At 37.5% G+C, this 13,055-nt stretch carries 14 protein-coding genes; 11 read left to right on the top strand and 3 right to left on the bottom strand.

Annotated features, from left to right (window positions below):
- Window positions 1-12: 12 nt before the first annotated feature.
- The 11 genes from secY (at window position 13) to dnaK (ending at window position 9,161) form a co-directional block, all read left to right on the top strand.
- Window positions 13-1,353, top strand: coding sequence for a preprotein translocase subunit SecY (secY, locus tag HDE70_RS21050; RefSeq protein ID WP_183865928.1), 1,341 nt, complete (start codon window positions 13-15; stop codon window positions 1,351-1,353).
- Window positions 1,354-1,359: 6 nt separating this feature from the next.
- Complete coding sequence (gene map / locus HDE70_RS21045) at window positions 1,360-2,145, top strand: type I methionyl aminopeptidase (RefSeq protein ID WP_111633994.1); 786 nt, start codon at window positions 1,360-1,362, stop codon at window positions 2,143-2,145.
- Between the two features lie 71 nt (window positions 2,146-2,216).
- Window positions 2,217-2,435 (top strand): translation initiation factor IF-1, encoded by a 219-nt coding sequence (gene infA / locus HDE70_RS21040; protein WP_008244555.1) that lies wholly within the window; start codon window positions 2,217-2,219, stop codon window positions 2,433-2,435.
- 1 nt (window position 2,436) lies between these two features.
- On the top strand, window positions 2,437-2,553 hold the full coding sequence (gene rpmJ, locus HDE70_RS21035) for a 50S ribosomal protein L36 (protein ID WP_010599887.1): 117 nt from the start codon (window positions 2,437-2,439) through the stop codon (window positions 2,551-2,553).
- Window positions 2,554-2,634: 81 nt separating this feature from the next.
- On the top strand, window positions 2,635-3,012 hold the full coding sequence (gene rpsM, locus HDE70_RS21030) for a 30S ribosomal protein S13 (protein ID WP_068403475.1): 378 nt from the start codon (window positions 2,635-2,637) through the stop codon (window positions 3,010-3,012).
- Between the two features lie 21 nt (window positions 3,013-3,033).
- Window positions 3,034-3,423, top strand: coding sequence for a 30S ribosomal protein S11 (gene rpsK / locus HDE70_RS21025; RefSeq protein WP_041878538.1), 390 nt, complete (start codon window positions 3,034-3,036; stop codon window positions 3,421-3,423).
- 65 nt (window positions 3,424-3,488) lie between these two features.
- Window positions 3,489-4,097 carry a 30S ribosomal protein S4 gene (rpsD, locus tag HDE70_RS21020; protein WP_041878578.1) on the top strand — a complete coding sequence of 203 codons (609 nt, stop codon included), beginning with the start codon at window positions 3,489-3,491 and terminating at the stop codon, window positions 4,095-4,097.
- Between the two features lie 80 nt (window positions 4,098-4,177).
- Complete coding sequence (locus HDE70_RS21015; RefSeq protein ID WP_068403471.1) at window positions 4,178-5,170, top strand: DNA-directed RNA polymerase subunit alpha; 993 nt, start codon at window positions 4,178-4,180, stop codon at window positions 5,168-5,170.
- Between the two features lie 83 nt (window positions 5,171-5,253).
- The gene (gene rplQ, locus HDE70_RS21010) at window positions 5,254-5,790 is read left to right on the top strand and encodes a 50S ribosomal protein L17 (RefSeq protein ID WP_183891753.1); all 537 of its coding nucleotides are present in this window, start codon (window positions 5,254-5,256) and stop codon (window positions 5,788-5,790) included.
- Between the two features lie 88 nt (window positions 5,791-5,878).
- Entirely contained in the window at window positions 5,879-7,063 is a 1,185-nt protein-coding gene (locus tag HDE70_RS21005; protein WP_183891752.1) for a class I SAM-dependent methyltransferase, read from the top strand.
- Window positions 7,064-7,247: 184 nt separating this feature from the next.
- A complete protein-coding gene (gene dnaK, locus HDE70_RS21000) occupies window positions 7,248-9,161 on the top strand; it encodes a molecular chaperone DnaK (protein WP_183865925.1) in 1,914 nt (637 codons plus the stop codon).
- A gap of 135 nt (window positions 9,162-9,296) precedes the next feature.
- Here dnaK and HDE70_RS20995 read toward each other — a convergent pair whose 3' ends face one another.
- The 3 genes from HDE70_RS20995 to HDE70_RS20985 all read right to left on the bottom strand — a co-directional run bounded on the left by HDE70_RS20995 (window position 9,297) and on the right by HDE70_RS20985 (window position 13,006).
- Entirely contained in the window at window positions 9,297-10,196 is a 900-nt protein-coding gene (locus HDE70_RS20995) for an NDP-sugar synthase (protein ID WP_183891751.1), read from the bottom strand.
- Window positions 10,197-10,299: 103 nt separating this feature from the next.
- Complete coding sequence (locus tag HDE70_RS20990; RefSeq protein WP_183865923.1) at window positions 10,300-11,415, bottom strand: M42 family metallopeptidase; 1,116 nt, start codon at window positions 11,413-11,415, stop codon at window positions 10,300-10,302.
- Between the two features lie 46 nt (window positions 11,416-11,461).
- Window positions 11,462-13,006, bottom strand: a complete 1,545-nt coding sequence (locus HDE70_RS20985; protein WP_183891750.1) for an acyl-CoA carboxylase subunit beta — start codon at window positions 13,004-13,006, stop codon at window positions 11,462-11,464.
- Window positions 13,007-13,055 lie beyond the last annotated feature (49 nt).

Here is a 13,055-nt window from a genome sequence, read left to right as displayed (position 1 = left end):
TAATTATAATTAATGAAGAAGCTCTTTACTACTTTAAGTAATATTTGGAAAATTCAAGAATTAAAAGAGCGTATCGTATTTACGCTCGTAATTCTTTTGGTCTACAGGTTCGTTTCTCACGTGGTTTTACCAGGTGTGGATGCAACAGCTTTAGGCGATAATCAGAAATCTGGTATCCTTGGTCTGCTTGATATGTTTGCCGGAGGTTCATTCTCCCGCGTATCTGTTCTTGCACTTGGGGTAATGCCTTACATTTCTGCATCAATTGTAGTTCAGTTATTAGGTATCGCTGTTCCTTCTTTCCAGAAAATGCAAAAAGAAGGAGAGAGTGGCAGAAATAAACTAAATCAGATTACCCGTTACTTAACTGTAGCTATTACAGCTGTTCAGGCTGTTGGTTATGTAAAGACTCAGGTTCCACCAGAAGCAATTCTGATTGACCACACTTTATTCTTCGTGCTTGCAACATTTGTTTTATCTGCCGGTACTTTGTTTGTAATGTGGTTAGGGGAAAAAATTACTGATAAAGGTATAGGAAATGGTATTTCACTAATCATCATGGTTGGTATTATCGCACGTCTTCCGATAGCTTTACAACAGGAGATCAGTTCAAGATTTGTTGGAGATGGTGGCTTAATCGCGCTTGTTCTGGAAATTGTAGCACTGTTTGCTGTGGTAATGTTCACTATCCTTATTGTTCAGGGTGTCCGTAAGGTTCCTGTTCAATATGCAAAACGTATTGTTGGTAACAGACAATTCGGTGGCGTAAGACAATATATTCCATTGAAAGTGAATGCTGCTGGTGTAATGCCAATCATCTTTGCTCAGGCATTGATGTTTATCCCAACTACAGTAACTCAGTTCTTTCCTAAGTTACAGAATACCTGGTTAATCCAGTTTAGTGATCCTACTTCACTGGCTTATAGCTTAACGTTTGCATTTTTAATCATTGCTTTCACATTCTTCTATACTGCGATTACTGTTAATCCTGTACAGATGTCTGATGATATGAAGAAAAATGGCGGTTTCATTCCTGGTATCAAACCAGGGTTGTCAACTTCATCTTATATTGATGATGTAATTTCTAAGATCACCTTTCCAGGTTCTGTATTCTTAGCTATTATCGCTATCCTTCCATCGATTGCAGTAAAATTCGGTATCAAATCTGAGTTTGCGCATTTCTATGGTGGTACATCGCTGCTGATTTTAGTAGGTGTTGTATTGGATACTTTGCAACAGATTGAAAGTTATTTATTAATGCGTCATTATGATGGATTAATGAAAACAGGAAGAGTAACAGGTCGTACAGGTGTAGCCGCTGCAAATACAAGCAGTAGCAATGCTGTAATTTAATATTGAATGTCTAAGGTTTATTATAAGTCTCCCGAAGAAGTAGAGCTGATCAGGGAAAGCTCATTACTGGTGTCTAAGACGCTTGCAGAAGTCGCAAAAATCATCGCACCAGGAGTTACAACGATGCAGTTAAATAAACTCGCGGAGACTTATATACAAGATAACGGAGCAATCCCTGCATTTCTAAACTATAACGGATTTCCATATTCACTTTGTATTTCTCCAAATGAGCAGGTTGTTCATGGATTTCCAGGTGACTATGTGATACAGGAAGGCGATTTAATTTCTGTCGATTGTGGTGTTATTAAAAACAACTTCTTTGGTGACTCGGCTTATACTTTCTCTATCGGAGAAATTAGCCCTGAGCGTCAGAAGCTGGTTGATATCACTCAGGAATGTTTAAAACGTGCCATTGATAAAGCTGTTGTCGGATCCCGTATCGGTGATGTAGGATTTGCAGTTCAGTCTTTAGCAGAGGAGAACGGTTTTGGTGTAGTGAGAGAGCTTGTTGGTCACGGTGTTGGCGTTAAATTACATGAGAAGCCCGAAGTACCAAACTATGGTAAACGGGGCACAGGGATGAAATTAGAGGAAGGAATGGTAATTGCCATAGAGCCAATGATTAACGCCGGTACTGCTAATGTAAAGTTTTGGTCTGATGGATGGACTGTTACAAGTCGTGATAATTCACCGTCGGCACATTTTGAGCACACAATTGCTGTTAAAAAGGGCAAGGCAGACGTTTTATCGACCTTTTCATTTATTGAAGAAGTTTTAAAAGAAAAAAGGTAAATAATTAAATATTTTTATTTAATTTTGCAACCCTGTTTAATAGCAGCTAATCAAGTAAAAATCAATATTATATGGCTAAACAAGCCTCGATTGAACAAGACGGTGTAATAAGAGAAGCATTATCAAATGCCATGTTCCGCGTAGAGCTGGAGAATGGGCACGAGATTATCGCTCATATCTCAGGTAAAATGAGGATGCACTACATTAAGATATTACCTGGGGACAAAGTAAAATTAGAGATGTCGCCTTACGATTTATCAAAGGGCAGGATTACTTATAGATATAAATAAAATGAAAGTTAGGTCATCAATTAAAAAACGCAGCGCTGATTGCAAGATTATTCGTCGTAAAGGTAAACTTTACGTAATCAACAAGAAAAATCCTAAGTACAAGCAGCGTCAAGGTTAAGAAAAAATTATTGAGGTATGATTAGATTGAATGTACAGGTTACTCAATCTGTCGTCAATTAATCAAACATTTAGTACAAATATGGCAAGGATATCAGGTATAGATTTACCAAGAAACAAAAGAGGCGAAATTGGACTAACTTACATCTTCGGTGTAGGCAGATCAACTGCTCAGCGTATATTAACTGAGGCAGGTATCGATTTTAGCAAAAAAGTACAAGACTGGTCTGATGAAGAGTTATCAGCGATACGTACAATCATTAACGACGGAATTAAAGTAGAAGGTGCTTTACGTTCTGAAGTTCAGTTAAACATCAAACGTTTAATGGATATTGGTTGTTACCGCGGATTACGTCACAGAAAAGGTTTACCGGTACGTGGACAACGTACTAAGAACAATTCTCGTACTCGTAAAGGCAAGAGAAAAACAGTTGCTAACAAGAAAAAAGCTACTAAATAAAATTAGTAACGAATAATAATTATGGCTAAGAGTAAAAAAGTAACCAAAAAGCGTATTGTTGTTATTGAACCAGTTGGTCAAGCACATATCAATGCGACTTTTAATAATATCATTGTTACCCTGACAAATAACAACGGTCAAACTATTTCATGGTCTTCAGCTGGTAAAATGGGCTTCAAGGGTTCTAAAAAGAACACTCCATACGCTGCCGGACAAGCTGCATCTGATTGTGGTAAAGTAGCTTTTGATTTAGGTCTGCGTAAAGTAGAAGTATTTGTTAAAGGTCCAGGTTCAGGTCGTGAGTCTGCAATTAGAACATTGCAAATCTCTGGTATCGAAGTTACCTCAATCAAAGATATTACACCGCTTCCACACAATGGATGTCGTCCTCCTAAGAAGAGAAGAGTTTAATTTATTAATTTTTAAAGCTAAGAGTCTACAGTTTAAGGCTGTATGATACTTTAAAACAAAAAGAAATGGCAAGATATACAGGACCAAAATCCAAAATCGCGCGTAAATTCAGAGAACCAATTTTTGGTCCTGATAAAGTATTAGATAGAAAAAACTATCCTCCTGGACAGCACGGTGCGTCTAAAAGAAGAGGTAAACAATCTGAATATTCAGTACAGTTAATGGAGAAACAAAAAGTTAAATACACTTATGGTGTATTAGAACGTCAGTTCCGTAACTTGTTTACTAAAGCATCTTCCCGTCAGGGCATTACAGGTGATAACTTATTACAATTATTAGAAGCTCGTTTAGATAATACAGTTTATAGATTAGGTATTGCAACTACTCGTTCTGCTGCTCGTCAGTTAGTTAGCCATAAACACGTAACAGTGAACGGTGAAGTAGTAAATATCCCTTCTTATCAATTGAAAGCTGGTGACGTTGTTGCAGTTCGTGAGAAATCTAAAACTCTTGAAAGCATCACTAATTCAGTAGCAGGAAGAGTAATCAATAAGTTTAATTGGTTAGATTGGAATGCATCGGAATTAAGCGGTAAGTTCTTAACTTATCCAAATCGCGACGAGATTCCAGAAAATATCAAAGAAAACCTTATTATAGAGTTGTACTCTAAGTAATAAATTTAGTTAAAGCCTTTTATACAGGCTTTAACTATTTTACGTTACATAATTTTAATAACGATCTAAAAACATTATAAATGGCAATTTTAGCATTTCAGAAACCCGATAAGGTCATCATGCAGAAATCAACGGATTTCGATGGTATATTTGAATTTCGTCCTTTAGAACCCGGTTTCGGTGTAACAATTGGTAATGCCTTAAGAAGAATTTTACTTTCTTCTTTAGAGGGGTATGCCATTACAAGTATTCGTTTTTCTGGCGTATCACATGAATTTTCTACAATGAAAGGTGTTGTAGAAGATTTAACTGAAATTATCCTTAATTTGAAACAAGTTCGTTTTAAAAAAGCTGGTGATTCAGGTGAATCTGAAAAAGTCTTTATTGTAGTTAATGGCCAGGATCAATTTCTAGCAGGCGACATAACTAAGTTCTCTAACAACTTCGAAGTCCTTAACCCGGAATTCGTAATTTGTAACATGGAGAAATCAGTTACTTTAGAGGTAGAATTAACTATCAATAAAGGACGTGGTTATGTTCCGGCTGAAGAAAATAAAATTAATGATGCTGTAGTTGGCGTAATCGCGATCGATTCGATCTTTACTCCAATGAAAAATGTAAAATACACGATTGAAAACTATCGTGTTGAACAAAAAACAGATTATGAAAAATTAATTTTAGATATTTCTACTGATGGATCTATTCATCCTGAAGAAGCATTAAAAGAAGCAGCTAAAATTCTAATTCAGCATTTCATGTTGTTCTCTGATGAGAACTTAGTATTAGAATCTCAGGCTAAAGAAGAAACTAAAGAAGTTGATGAGGAAATTTTACATATGCGTAAAATCCTTAAAACTGAATTAGTTGATCTTGATTTATCAGTTCGTGCATTAAACTGCCTGAAAGCAGCGGACATCCGTACATTAGCTGATTTAGTTTCTTATGATGTAGCTGATATGTTAAAATTCAGAAACTTCGGTAAGAAATCATTAACTGAAATCCAGGAATTAGTAAAATCTAAAAGCTTATCATTCGGTATGAATTTAGGTAAATACAAACTGGACGAAGAATAACAACAGACAAATAACAATATTGTTAATAGTGTGTAATTCCCTCTTTAATTCAGAAGAGACGGTGCGCACTGAATAAAAAAAAAATGAGACACGGTAAAAAACACAATCACTTAGGCAGAACTAAGTCCCATCGTAAAGCGATGTTGGCTAACATGGCCTCATCATTGATCAAACACAAAAGAATCTCTACTACTTTAGCAAAAGCAAAAGCTTTGCGTATGTATGTTGAGCCTTTGATCACTAAATCTAAAAACGATACTACACACTCTCGTCGTACTGTTTTTAGTTATTTACAGGACAAAGATTCAGTTACTGAATTGTTCCGTGATGTAGCTGCAAAAGTTGCTAACCGTCCAGGTGGTTATACCAGAATTATCAAGTTAAACAATCGTTTAGGTGATAATGCTGAGATGGCATTCATCGAGCTTGTTGATTACAACGAAGTTTACGGTAAAGAAGTTGCTACTGAAGAGAAGAAAACAACACGTCGTGGCAGAAGTAAAGCTACTACTAAAAAAGCTGATGCTACTGAAGCTCCTGCTAAAGCAGAAGTTGCAGCTGATGAAGCTGTTGTTGAAGCTCCGGCAGCTGAAGAAACAAAAGAAGATAAAGGAGAATAATATTCTTCCTCATCAAAATACAGAAAGCCCTGTTCTTAGTTGGACAGGGCTTTTCTTATATATATGACCATCATCAATCTATAATTTTATGTCCAATCAATCCATCCTTCAGGAATTCCATAAACAGTTGGCGGATAGTATCCCGGCTAATGTATTTATAAAGATTTCCCTTGGCAATTACCAGGGCAATGACAAGGAATTAAAGAATGTATATGTACGCCGGATAAAGATTAAAAAAGTAGAAATGCTTTCTTTTACTTACCGGAATAAAACAAGGGATATTGTAAAGAACTTTTCGATTGAGGACGGCCTGACCAGAATTAGTCATTTCATCAGCAATGATTTTAGAATCTGTACTTTTTTTAGCACAGACAAAGAGGTAATTGTTGAACATGATAAAAAAGGAGTAATCACGATTAGAGAAAGATTAATCAAAACTGCGGCTCCGGTTGTACTGTCTCATGATAAAGAGAAAAAAAGGTTGATTCAGCCTGCCGGCAAAAATTATTTGCAGGAATTAAATATCACTGATGCTACCGGGACTGTTTATAAAAATGCACAGGACAAGTATAAGCAGATTAATCAGTACGTGGCTTTATTAGACCCACTGATCAGGAATTTGCCTGCTGGCAAGTTTAAAAAGGTGGTCGACATGGGCTCGGGTAAAGGTTATCTTACTTTTGCTTTATATGATTACCTGGTTAATGTGTTAAAAATTGAAGCGAGTGTTACTGGTGTGGAATATCGTCAGGACCTTGTGGATTTATGTAATAAAATAGCTTCGAAGTCAAACTTAAAGGGACTGGATTTTATTCAGGGTACTATAGAAGATTATGCTTCGGAAGAGATCAACTTGTTAATTGCTTTACATGCCTGCGATACGGCCACTGATGATGCGATATACAAGGGGATCAAAGGGAATGCGGAACTTATTGTGGTTGCACCTTGCTGCCATAAGCAGATCAGAAAACAGATAGAAAAAGGGAAGGCTGTAAATGAGCTGGACTTCTTAACGAAGTATGGCATCTTTTTAGAACGTCAGGCAGAAATGGTAACTGATGGAATCAGGGCATTGATACTTGAATATTTTGGGTACAAAACAAAGGTATTTGAATTTATTTCGGATGCACATACCCCAAAAAATGTACTGGTTGTGGGGGTAAAAACCAAAGAACAAGCAGTAGATAAAGAAGAGATTCTGGAGAAGATTAAACGGACAAAAGAATATTTTGGCATTGAGTATCATCATCTTGAAACTCTAGTCAAGTTTTGATGGATTTGCAGCCATGAAAAATGTCAATTATGACAACCTGTCAGAATTGTAAAAGGTTTTCATTTACATTTTAACCAAAATCTAAAAAGCAGTGCCTGTTTAACTGACAAATGCCAATTGGCACATTGCTTGTTAAATAGAATTAGGAAATAAGAATTCATAACATAAACAAAGATAAAATAGCATGTCAAAAATTATTGGTATAGACTTAGGAACAACAAACTCTTGCGTAGCCGTAATGGAAGGTAACGAACCTGTAGTTATAGCCAACAGTGAGGGGAAACGTACAACGCCATCCATTGTTGCTTTTGCAGAAAATGGTGAACGTAAAGTAGGTGATTCTGCAAAACGCCAGGCAATCACTAACCCAACAAAAACAATTTATTCAATTAAGCGTTTCATGGGCAGCAGCTTTGCTGAGGTTGCTAAAGAAACTGGTCGCGTACCTTACAAAGTTGTTAAGGGTGACAACAATACTCCACGTGTTGAAATTGATGACCGTAAATACACTCCACAGGAAATTTCTGCAATGATCTTGCAAAAAATGAAAAAAACTGCGGAAGACTTTTTAGGTCATGAAGTAACAGAAGCAGTTATTACTGTTCCTGCTTATTTCAACGATGCTCAACGTCAGGCAACTAAAGAAGCTGGTGAAATCGCTGGTTTAACAGTTAAACGTATCATCAACGAGCCAACTGCTGCTGCTTTAGCTTACGGTTTGGACAAAGCACATAAAGACATGAAAATTGTTGTGTTTGACTGTGGTGGTGGTACACATGACGTTTCTGTATTAGAATTAGGTGATGGTGTATTTGAAGTAAAATCTACTGACGGTGATACTCACTTAGGTGGTGATGACTTTGACCACATTATCATTGACTGGTTAGCTGCTGAATTCAAAGCTGAAAATGGTATGGACCTTAATCAGGATCCAATGGCATTACAACGTTTGAAAGAAGCTGCTGAGAAAGCTAAAATTGAGCTTTCAAGCACTACTTCTACAGAAGTTAACTTACCATATATCACTGCTGATGCAAGCGGACCAAAACACTTAGTGAGAACTTTAAGCCGTGCTAAATTTGAGCAATTGGCTGCTGATCTGATCAAACGTACTATCGAGCCTTGTAAATCTGCATTGAAAAATGCTGGTTTAAAAACTTCTGATATCGATGAAATCATTTTAGTAGGTGGTTCTACCCGTATTCCTGCTATTCAGGAAGCAGTAAAAGCATTCTTCGGTAAAGATCCTTCTAAAGGTGTAAACCCTGATGAGGTTGTAGCTATCGGTGCTGCAATTCAAGGTGGTGTTTTAACTGGTGAGGTTAAAGATGTATTGTTATTAGACGTAACTCCTCTTTCTTTAGGTATTGAGACTATGGGTGGTGTAATGACTAAATTAATTGAAGCGAATACTACTATTCCTTCTAAAAAAGCAGAAACTTTCTCTACAGCTGCTGATAACCAGCCTTCGGTAGAAATCCACATCTTACAAGGTGAGCGTCCAATGGCTGCTCAGAACCGTACGATTGGTCGTTTTATCTTAGACGGTATACCTCCATCTCCACGTGGTGTTCCTCAGGTTGAAGTTGCTTTTGACATTGATGCGAATGGTATCTTACACGTAAGTGCAAAAGATAAAGCTACTGGTAAAGAGCAAAAAATTCGTATTGAGGCTTCATCAGGTTTAACTGAAGAAGAAATCAAAAGAATGAGAGAAGAAGCTGAGCAAAATGCTGATGCTGATAAAATTGCTAAAGAAGAAGCTGATAAAATCAACAGTGCTGATGCTTTAATTTTCTCTACTGAGAAACAATTGAAAGAATTCGGTGATAAAATCTCTGCTGATAAAAAAGCTCCGATTGAAGCTGGTTTAGCTAAATTACAAGCGGCACATGCTGCAAGAAGTTTCGCTGATATTGATGCTGCTCAGGCAGAATTACAAGCAGCATGGAATGAAGCATCTGAAGAGATGTACAAAGCTGGTCAGGACGGTGGTGCACCTGCTGAAGGTGGTGCTCAGTCAAACGGTCAAACAGCTGATGCTGCTGACAACGTTACTGATGTTGACTTCGAAGAAGTAAAAGACGATAAGAAATAATCGAATCGTAAGTATATAAAAAAGAGGGTAACCGAAAGGTTATCCTCTTTTTTTATGTTTGATACAAAAAGAAACCCCTTAAATTAATTTTTAAGGGGTTTTAATAGGTTTATTATTAGAAAGTGGAGTGCTTTGTTATTTCCACAGGTTTTCAGGATATACACCGTCTTTAACCAATTGGTCTATAGATGCCTGTACAATTGGTTTATCTTCTTTGTAAGTTACACCAAACCATTTGCTGTCTGTAGGCACGACTTTGAAATCTGCTGTCTCTGAGCTTAACAGGCTATCGGCTACTAATGGAATAAAAAATTCTGCTTTAGGGTTGTCTTTGTTTGCATGTGCGAAGTCTCTGAAAAGCTCTTCAGATATTTTAAACATTTCTGGTGTAAAACCCCAGAAGTTCATGGATACACGGGTATCCAATGATAAAGGATATTGTTTTTCATCTTCTTCGTAAACGATAGCTTCTCCTTCACGAAGTACTTTGGTACGCTCTATGATTTCTTCCAGGTAACCGTCTGCACTCACTTTACACACACCACGTGATACTGATCCGTAATCTGATAAAGTTTTACCGATTTCATAACCAATCATAGAATAGTTGCTGCCAGTAACTTCAGTAGTTAAAAATTTAACCATTTTCTCATAAGCATCCAATCCGTAAAAATCATCTGCATTAATTACACAGAATGGCTCTTTTATTGCGTGTCTTGCTGCAAGAACAGCGTGAGCGGTTCCCCATGGTTTACTTCTTTCTATTTCAATATCAATTCCATATTGTTTAAGATCAAAATTCTGGAATACATAATCCGTTTCTATTTTACCTTCAAGCTTAGCATCAAAGATAGCTTTGAAGTTTTCTACATATTCTTCTTTGATGATAAACACTACTTTCCCAAAGCCGGCTTTGATAGCATCATAGATAGAATAGTCGATTATGGTCTCTCCGTTCGGACCAAAACCATCAATTTGTTTCATGCTGCCATAGCGACTTGCCATACCGGCTGCGAGTATTAATAACGTAGGTTTCATTGATTCTTATTTTTTAGTTCAAAAAGGCTTGCTTTATAAATAGCTGCCATAAAAAAGCGTGTCTGAAAGATCAAACACGCTTAATAGGCGGTGAAGATAAATCTTATTTATTGTATTTAAAATCGTGGTCTTTCTTTATGTTCAATAAAGAATGGTAGATCAGGCTGATTACGTTATCTACATCTTCTTTATGGATCATTTCGACTGTCGTATGCATATAACGCAATGGCAGTGAAATTAGTGCCGAAGGCACGCCACCATTTGAATAAGCAAAAGCATCAGTGTCAGTTCCTGTAGAACGTGATGAAGCCTGGCGCTGGAAAGGAATGTCATTTTTCTCAGCTGTTTCAATCAATAATTTATTCAGGTTTGTTTGTACCGCTGGTGCATAAGATACAACCGGTCCTTTACCACAAGCCAGGTCTCCCTGAGTTATTTTATTGATCATTGGTGTAGAAGTGTCATGCGTAACATCGGTAACGATAGCTACATGAGGTTTAATGCGGTGCGCGATCATTTCTGCACCTCTTAAACCTATTTCTTCCTGTACAGAGTTTACAATGTATAAGGCGAAAGGTAATTTCTGCTTGTTTTCTTTTAATAAACGCGCTACCTCAGCAATCATAAAGCCACCTGCACGGTTATCTAAAGCACGGCCTACATAGTAACGGTCATTCAATACCATGAATTCATCTTCATAAGTAATTACACAACCTACATGTACACCTAATGCTTCAACTTCTTCTTTAGTAGTGCAACCACAATCCAGAAAAATATTCTTTAAAGCAGGTGCTTCTTCTTTTTCTCCTGCACCACGTGTGTGGATTGCAGGCCATCCGAATACTGCTTTGACTAATCCATTATCAGTATGGATATTTACGCGCTTAGAAGGCGCGATTTGATGGTCAGAACCACCATTTCTGATCACATAAATTAATCCATCACTGGTAATATAGTTTACAAACCATGAAATTTCATCAGCATGTGCTTCAATCACTACTCTGTATTCTGCTTTTGGATTGATTACACCTACAGCAGTTCCGTAGTTATCGATAAAACTTTCATCGATATAAGGTTTCAGGTAATCTAACCAAAGTTTCTGACCAGGGTATTCAAATCCCGTAGGGGATGGGTTATTAATATATTCTTCAAAAAACTGGAGTGATTTCTTAGTTACTACAGCTACATGTTTCTGCTTCTCGTCTTTCTTTTTAGCCATCTTTATATATTTATGATCAACTTTAACTTATTTGAATTTGTTCTCTTTATAACGGAATATTTCCGTGTTTTTTACGTGGATTATTCACAACTTTATTTTCCAGCATTTTAAATGCCCTGATTAATTTGGTACGGGTTTGTGCAGGTTCAATAACTTCATCTATAAAACCGCGTTCTGCCGCCCGGTAGGGATTGGCGAAGATTTCAGCATATAGCTTTTCTTTTTCCAGTAGTTTAGCGGCAGGATCAGCTGCATTGGTTATTTCTTTCTTAAAAATAATTTCTGCTGCACCCTTAGCGCCCATTACAGCAATCTCTGCGGTTGGCCATGCATAATTCATGTCTGCACCAATGTGTTTGGAATTCATCACATCGTAGGCACCACCATATGCCTTTCTGATAATTACAGTAATTCTTGGTACCGTAGCCTCGCTGAATGCATAAAGTAATTTTGCGCCGTTCTTGATAATACCATTCCATTCCTGATCTGTACCGGGAAGGAATCCGGGAACGTCTTCCAGCACCAGTAATGGAATGTTAAAGCAATCACAGAACCTGACAAAACGTGCTGCTTTGACTGAAGCATTGTTATCTAGTACCCCGGCAAGGTAAGCTGGCTGATTCGCTACAATTCCAATACTCCTTCCCGCAAGGCGGGCAAAACCAACGACAATGTTTTCTGCATAATCTTTATGTACTTCGAGGAAACTACCGGAATCGCTCAGCTGATCAATTACACCCCTAACGTCATAAGGTTGATTTGCATTGTCAGGAATAATTTTATTTAAGGATGGTCTGGCTTCATCCTGGTCTGATTGATAGGCTAAAATTGAAGGGGTTTCCTCACAATTTTGTGGCATATAACTCAGTAATTGTTTAATATGATTAATGGCGTCAAGCTCATTTACACAAGAAAAATGAGTAACTCCTGATTTGGTAGCATGTGTACTTGCACCGCCCAGCTCTTCTGAGCTGACTTCTTCATGCGTAACTGTCTTAACCACGTTAGGACCAGTAACAAACATATAAGAGGTGTTTTCTACCATCAGTGTAAAGTCGGTAATTGCAGGAGAGTAAACTGCACCTCCTGCACATGGGCCCATAATTGCTGAAAGTTGAGGAATTACCCCGGATGCTTGTACATTGCGGTAAAAGATATCTGCATATCCACCTAATGATACTACACCTTCCTGTATACGGGCGCCACCACTATCATTTAATCCGATCAGGGGAGCTCCGGTTTTGAGCGCCATCTCCATAATCTTACATATTTTTTCTGCGTGAGTTTCAGAAAGGGAGCCTCCGAAGATGGTAAAGTCCTGAGAAAAAATATAAACAAGCCTGCCATTGATATTTCCATAACCGGTCACTACACCATCACCAGGATATTTTTCTGTCTCCATACCAAAGTCTGTACTTCGGTGGGTGACAAACATCCCGATCTCTTCAAAAGAACCTTCGTCCATTAGAAAATGGATGCGTTCTCTGGCTGTCAGTTTACCTTTTTTATGTTGACTATCTATTCTTTGAAGGCCTCCGCCTGCATGTGCCTGTTCTATTTTATCCTGTAGTAACTTTATCTTATTATCCATGGAATTAAACTCAGTTTTTATAAATGTATAGGAACGTTTTTAAATTTAT

Origin of the sequence: Pedobacter cryoconitis (assembly GCF_014200595.1) — a bacterium.
Classification (GTDB): domain Bacteria; phylum Bacteroidota; class Bacteroidia; order Sphingobacteriales; family Sphingobacteriaceae; genus Pedobacter; species Pedobacter cryoconitis_C.
Note: the sequence above shows the minus strand (reverse complement) of the source record. Positions and strands in the feature narration are given on the sequence as shown.

What these genes read in the sequence shown, in the direction of transcription:
- secY (WP_183865928.1), top strand. Translation starts at nt 13, where the DNA reads ATGAAGAAGCTCTTTACTACTTTAAGTAATATTTGGAAAATTCAAGAA.
- map (WP_111633994.1), top strand. Translation starts at nt 1,360, where the DNA reads ATGTCTAAGGTTTATTATAAGTCTCCCGAAGAAGTAGAGCTGATCAGG.
- infA (WP_008244555.1), top strand. Translation starts at nt 2,217, where the DNA reads ATGGCTAAACAAGCCTCGATTGAACAAGACGGTGTAATAAGAGAAGCA.
- rpmJ (WP_010599887.1), top strand. Translation starts at nt 2,437, where the DNA reads ATGAAAGTTAGGTCATCAATTAAAAAACGCAGCGCTGATTGCAAGATT.
- rpsM (WP_068403475.1), top strand. Translation starts at nt 2,635, where the DNA reads ATGGCAAGGATATCAGGTATAGATTTACCAAGAAACAAAAGAGGCGAA.
- rpsK (WP_041878538.1), top strand. Translation starts at nt 3,034, where the DNA reads ATGGCTAAGAGTAAAAAAGTAACCAAAAAGCGTATTGTTGTTATTGAA.
- rpsD (WP_041878578.1), top strand. Translation starts at nt 3,489, where the DNA reads ATGGCAAGATATACAGGACCAAAATCCAAAATCGCGCGTAAATTCAGA.
- HDE70_RS21015 (WP_068403471.1), top strand. Translation starts at nt 4,178, where the DNA reads ATGGCAATTTTAGCATTTCAGAAACCCGATAAGGTCATCATGCAGAAA.
- rplQ (WP_183891753.1), top strand. Translation starts at nt 5,254, where the DNA reads ATGAGACACGGTAAAAAACACAATCACTTAGGCAGAACTAAGTCCCAT.
- HDE70_RS21005 (WP_183891752.1), top strand. Translation starts at nt 5,879, where the DNA reads ATGTCCAATCAATCCATCCTTCAGGAATTCCATAAACAGTTGGCGGAT.
- dnaK (WP_183865925.1), top strand. Translation starts at nt 7,248, where the DNA reads ATGTCAAAAATTATTGGTATAGACTTAGGAACAACAAACTCTTGCGTA.
- HDE70_RS20995 (WP_183891751.1), bottom strand. Translation starts at nt 10,196, where the DNA reads ATGAAACCTACGTTATTAATACTCGCAGCCGGTATGGCAAGTCGCTAT.
- HDE70_RS20990 (WP_183865923.1), bottom strand. Translation starts at nt 11,415, where the DNA reads ATGGCTAAAAAGAAAGACGAGAAGCAGAAACATGTAGCTGTAGTAACT.
- HDE70_RS20985 (WP_183891750.1), bottom strand. Translation starts at nt 13,006, where the DNA reads ATGGATAATAAGATAAAGTTACTACAGGATAAAATAGAACAGGCACAT.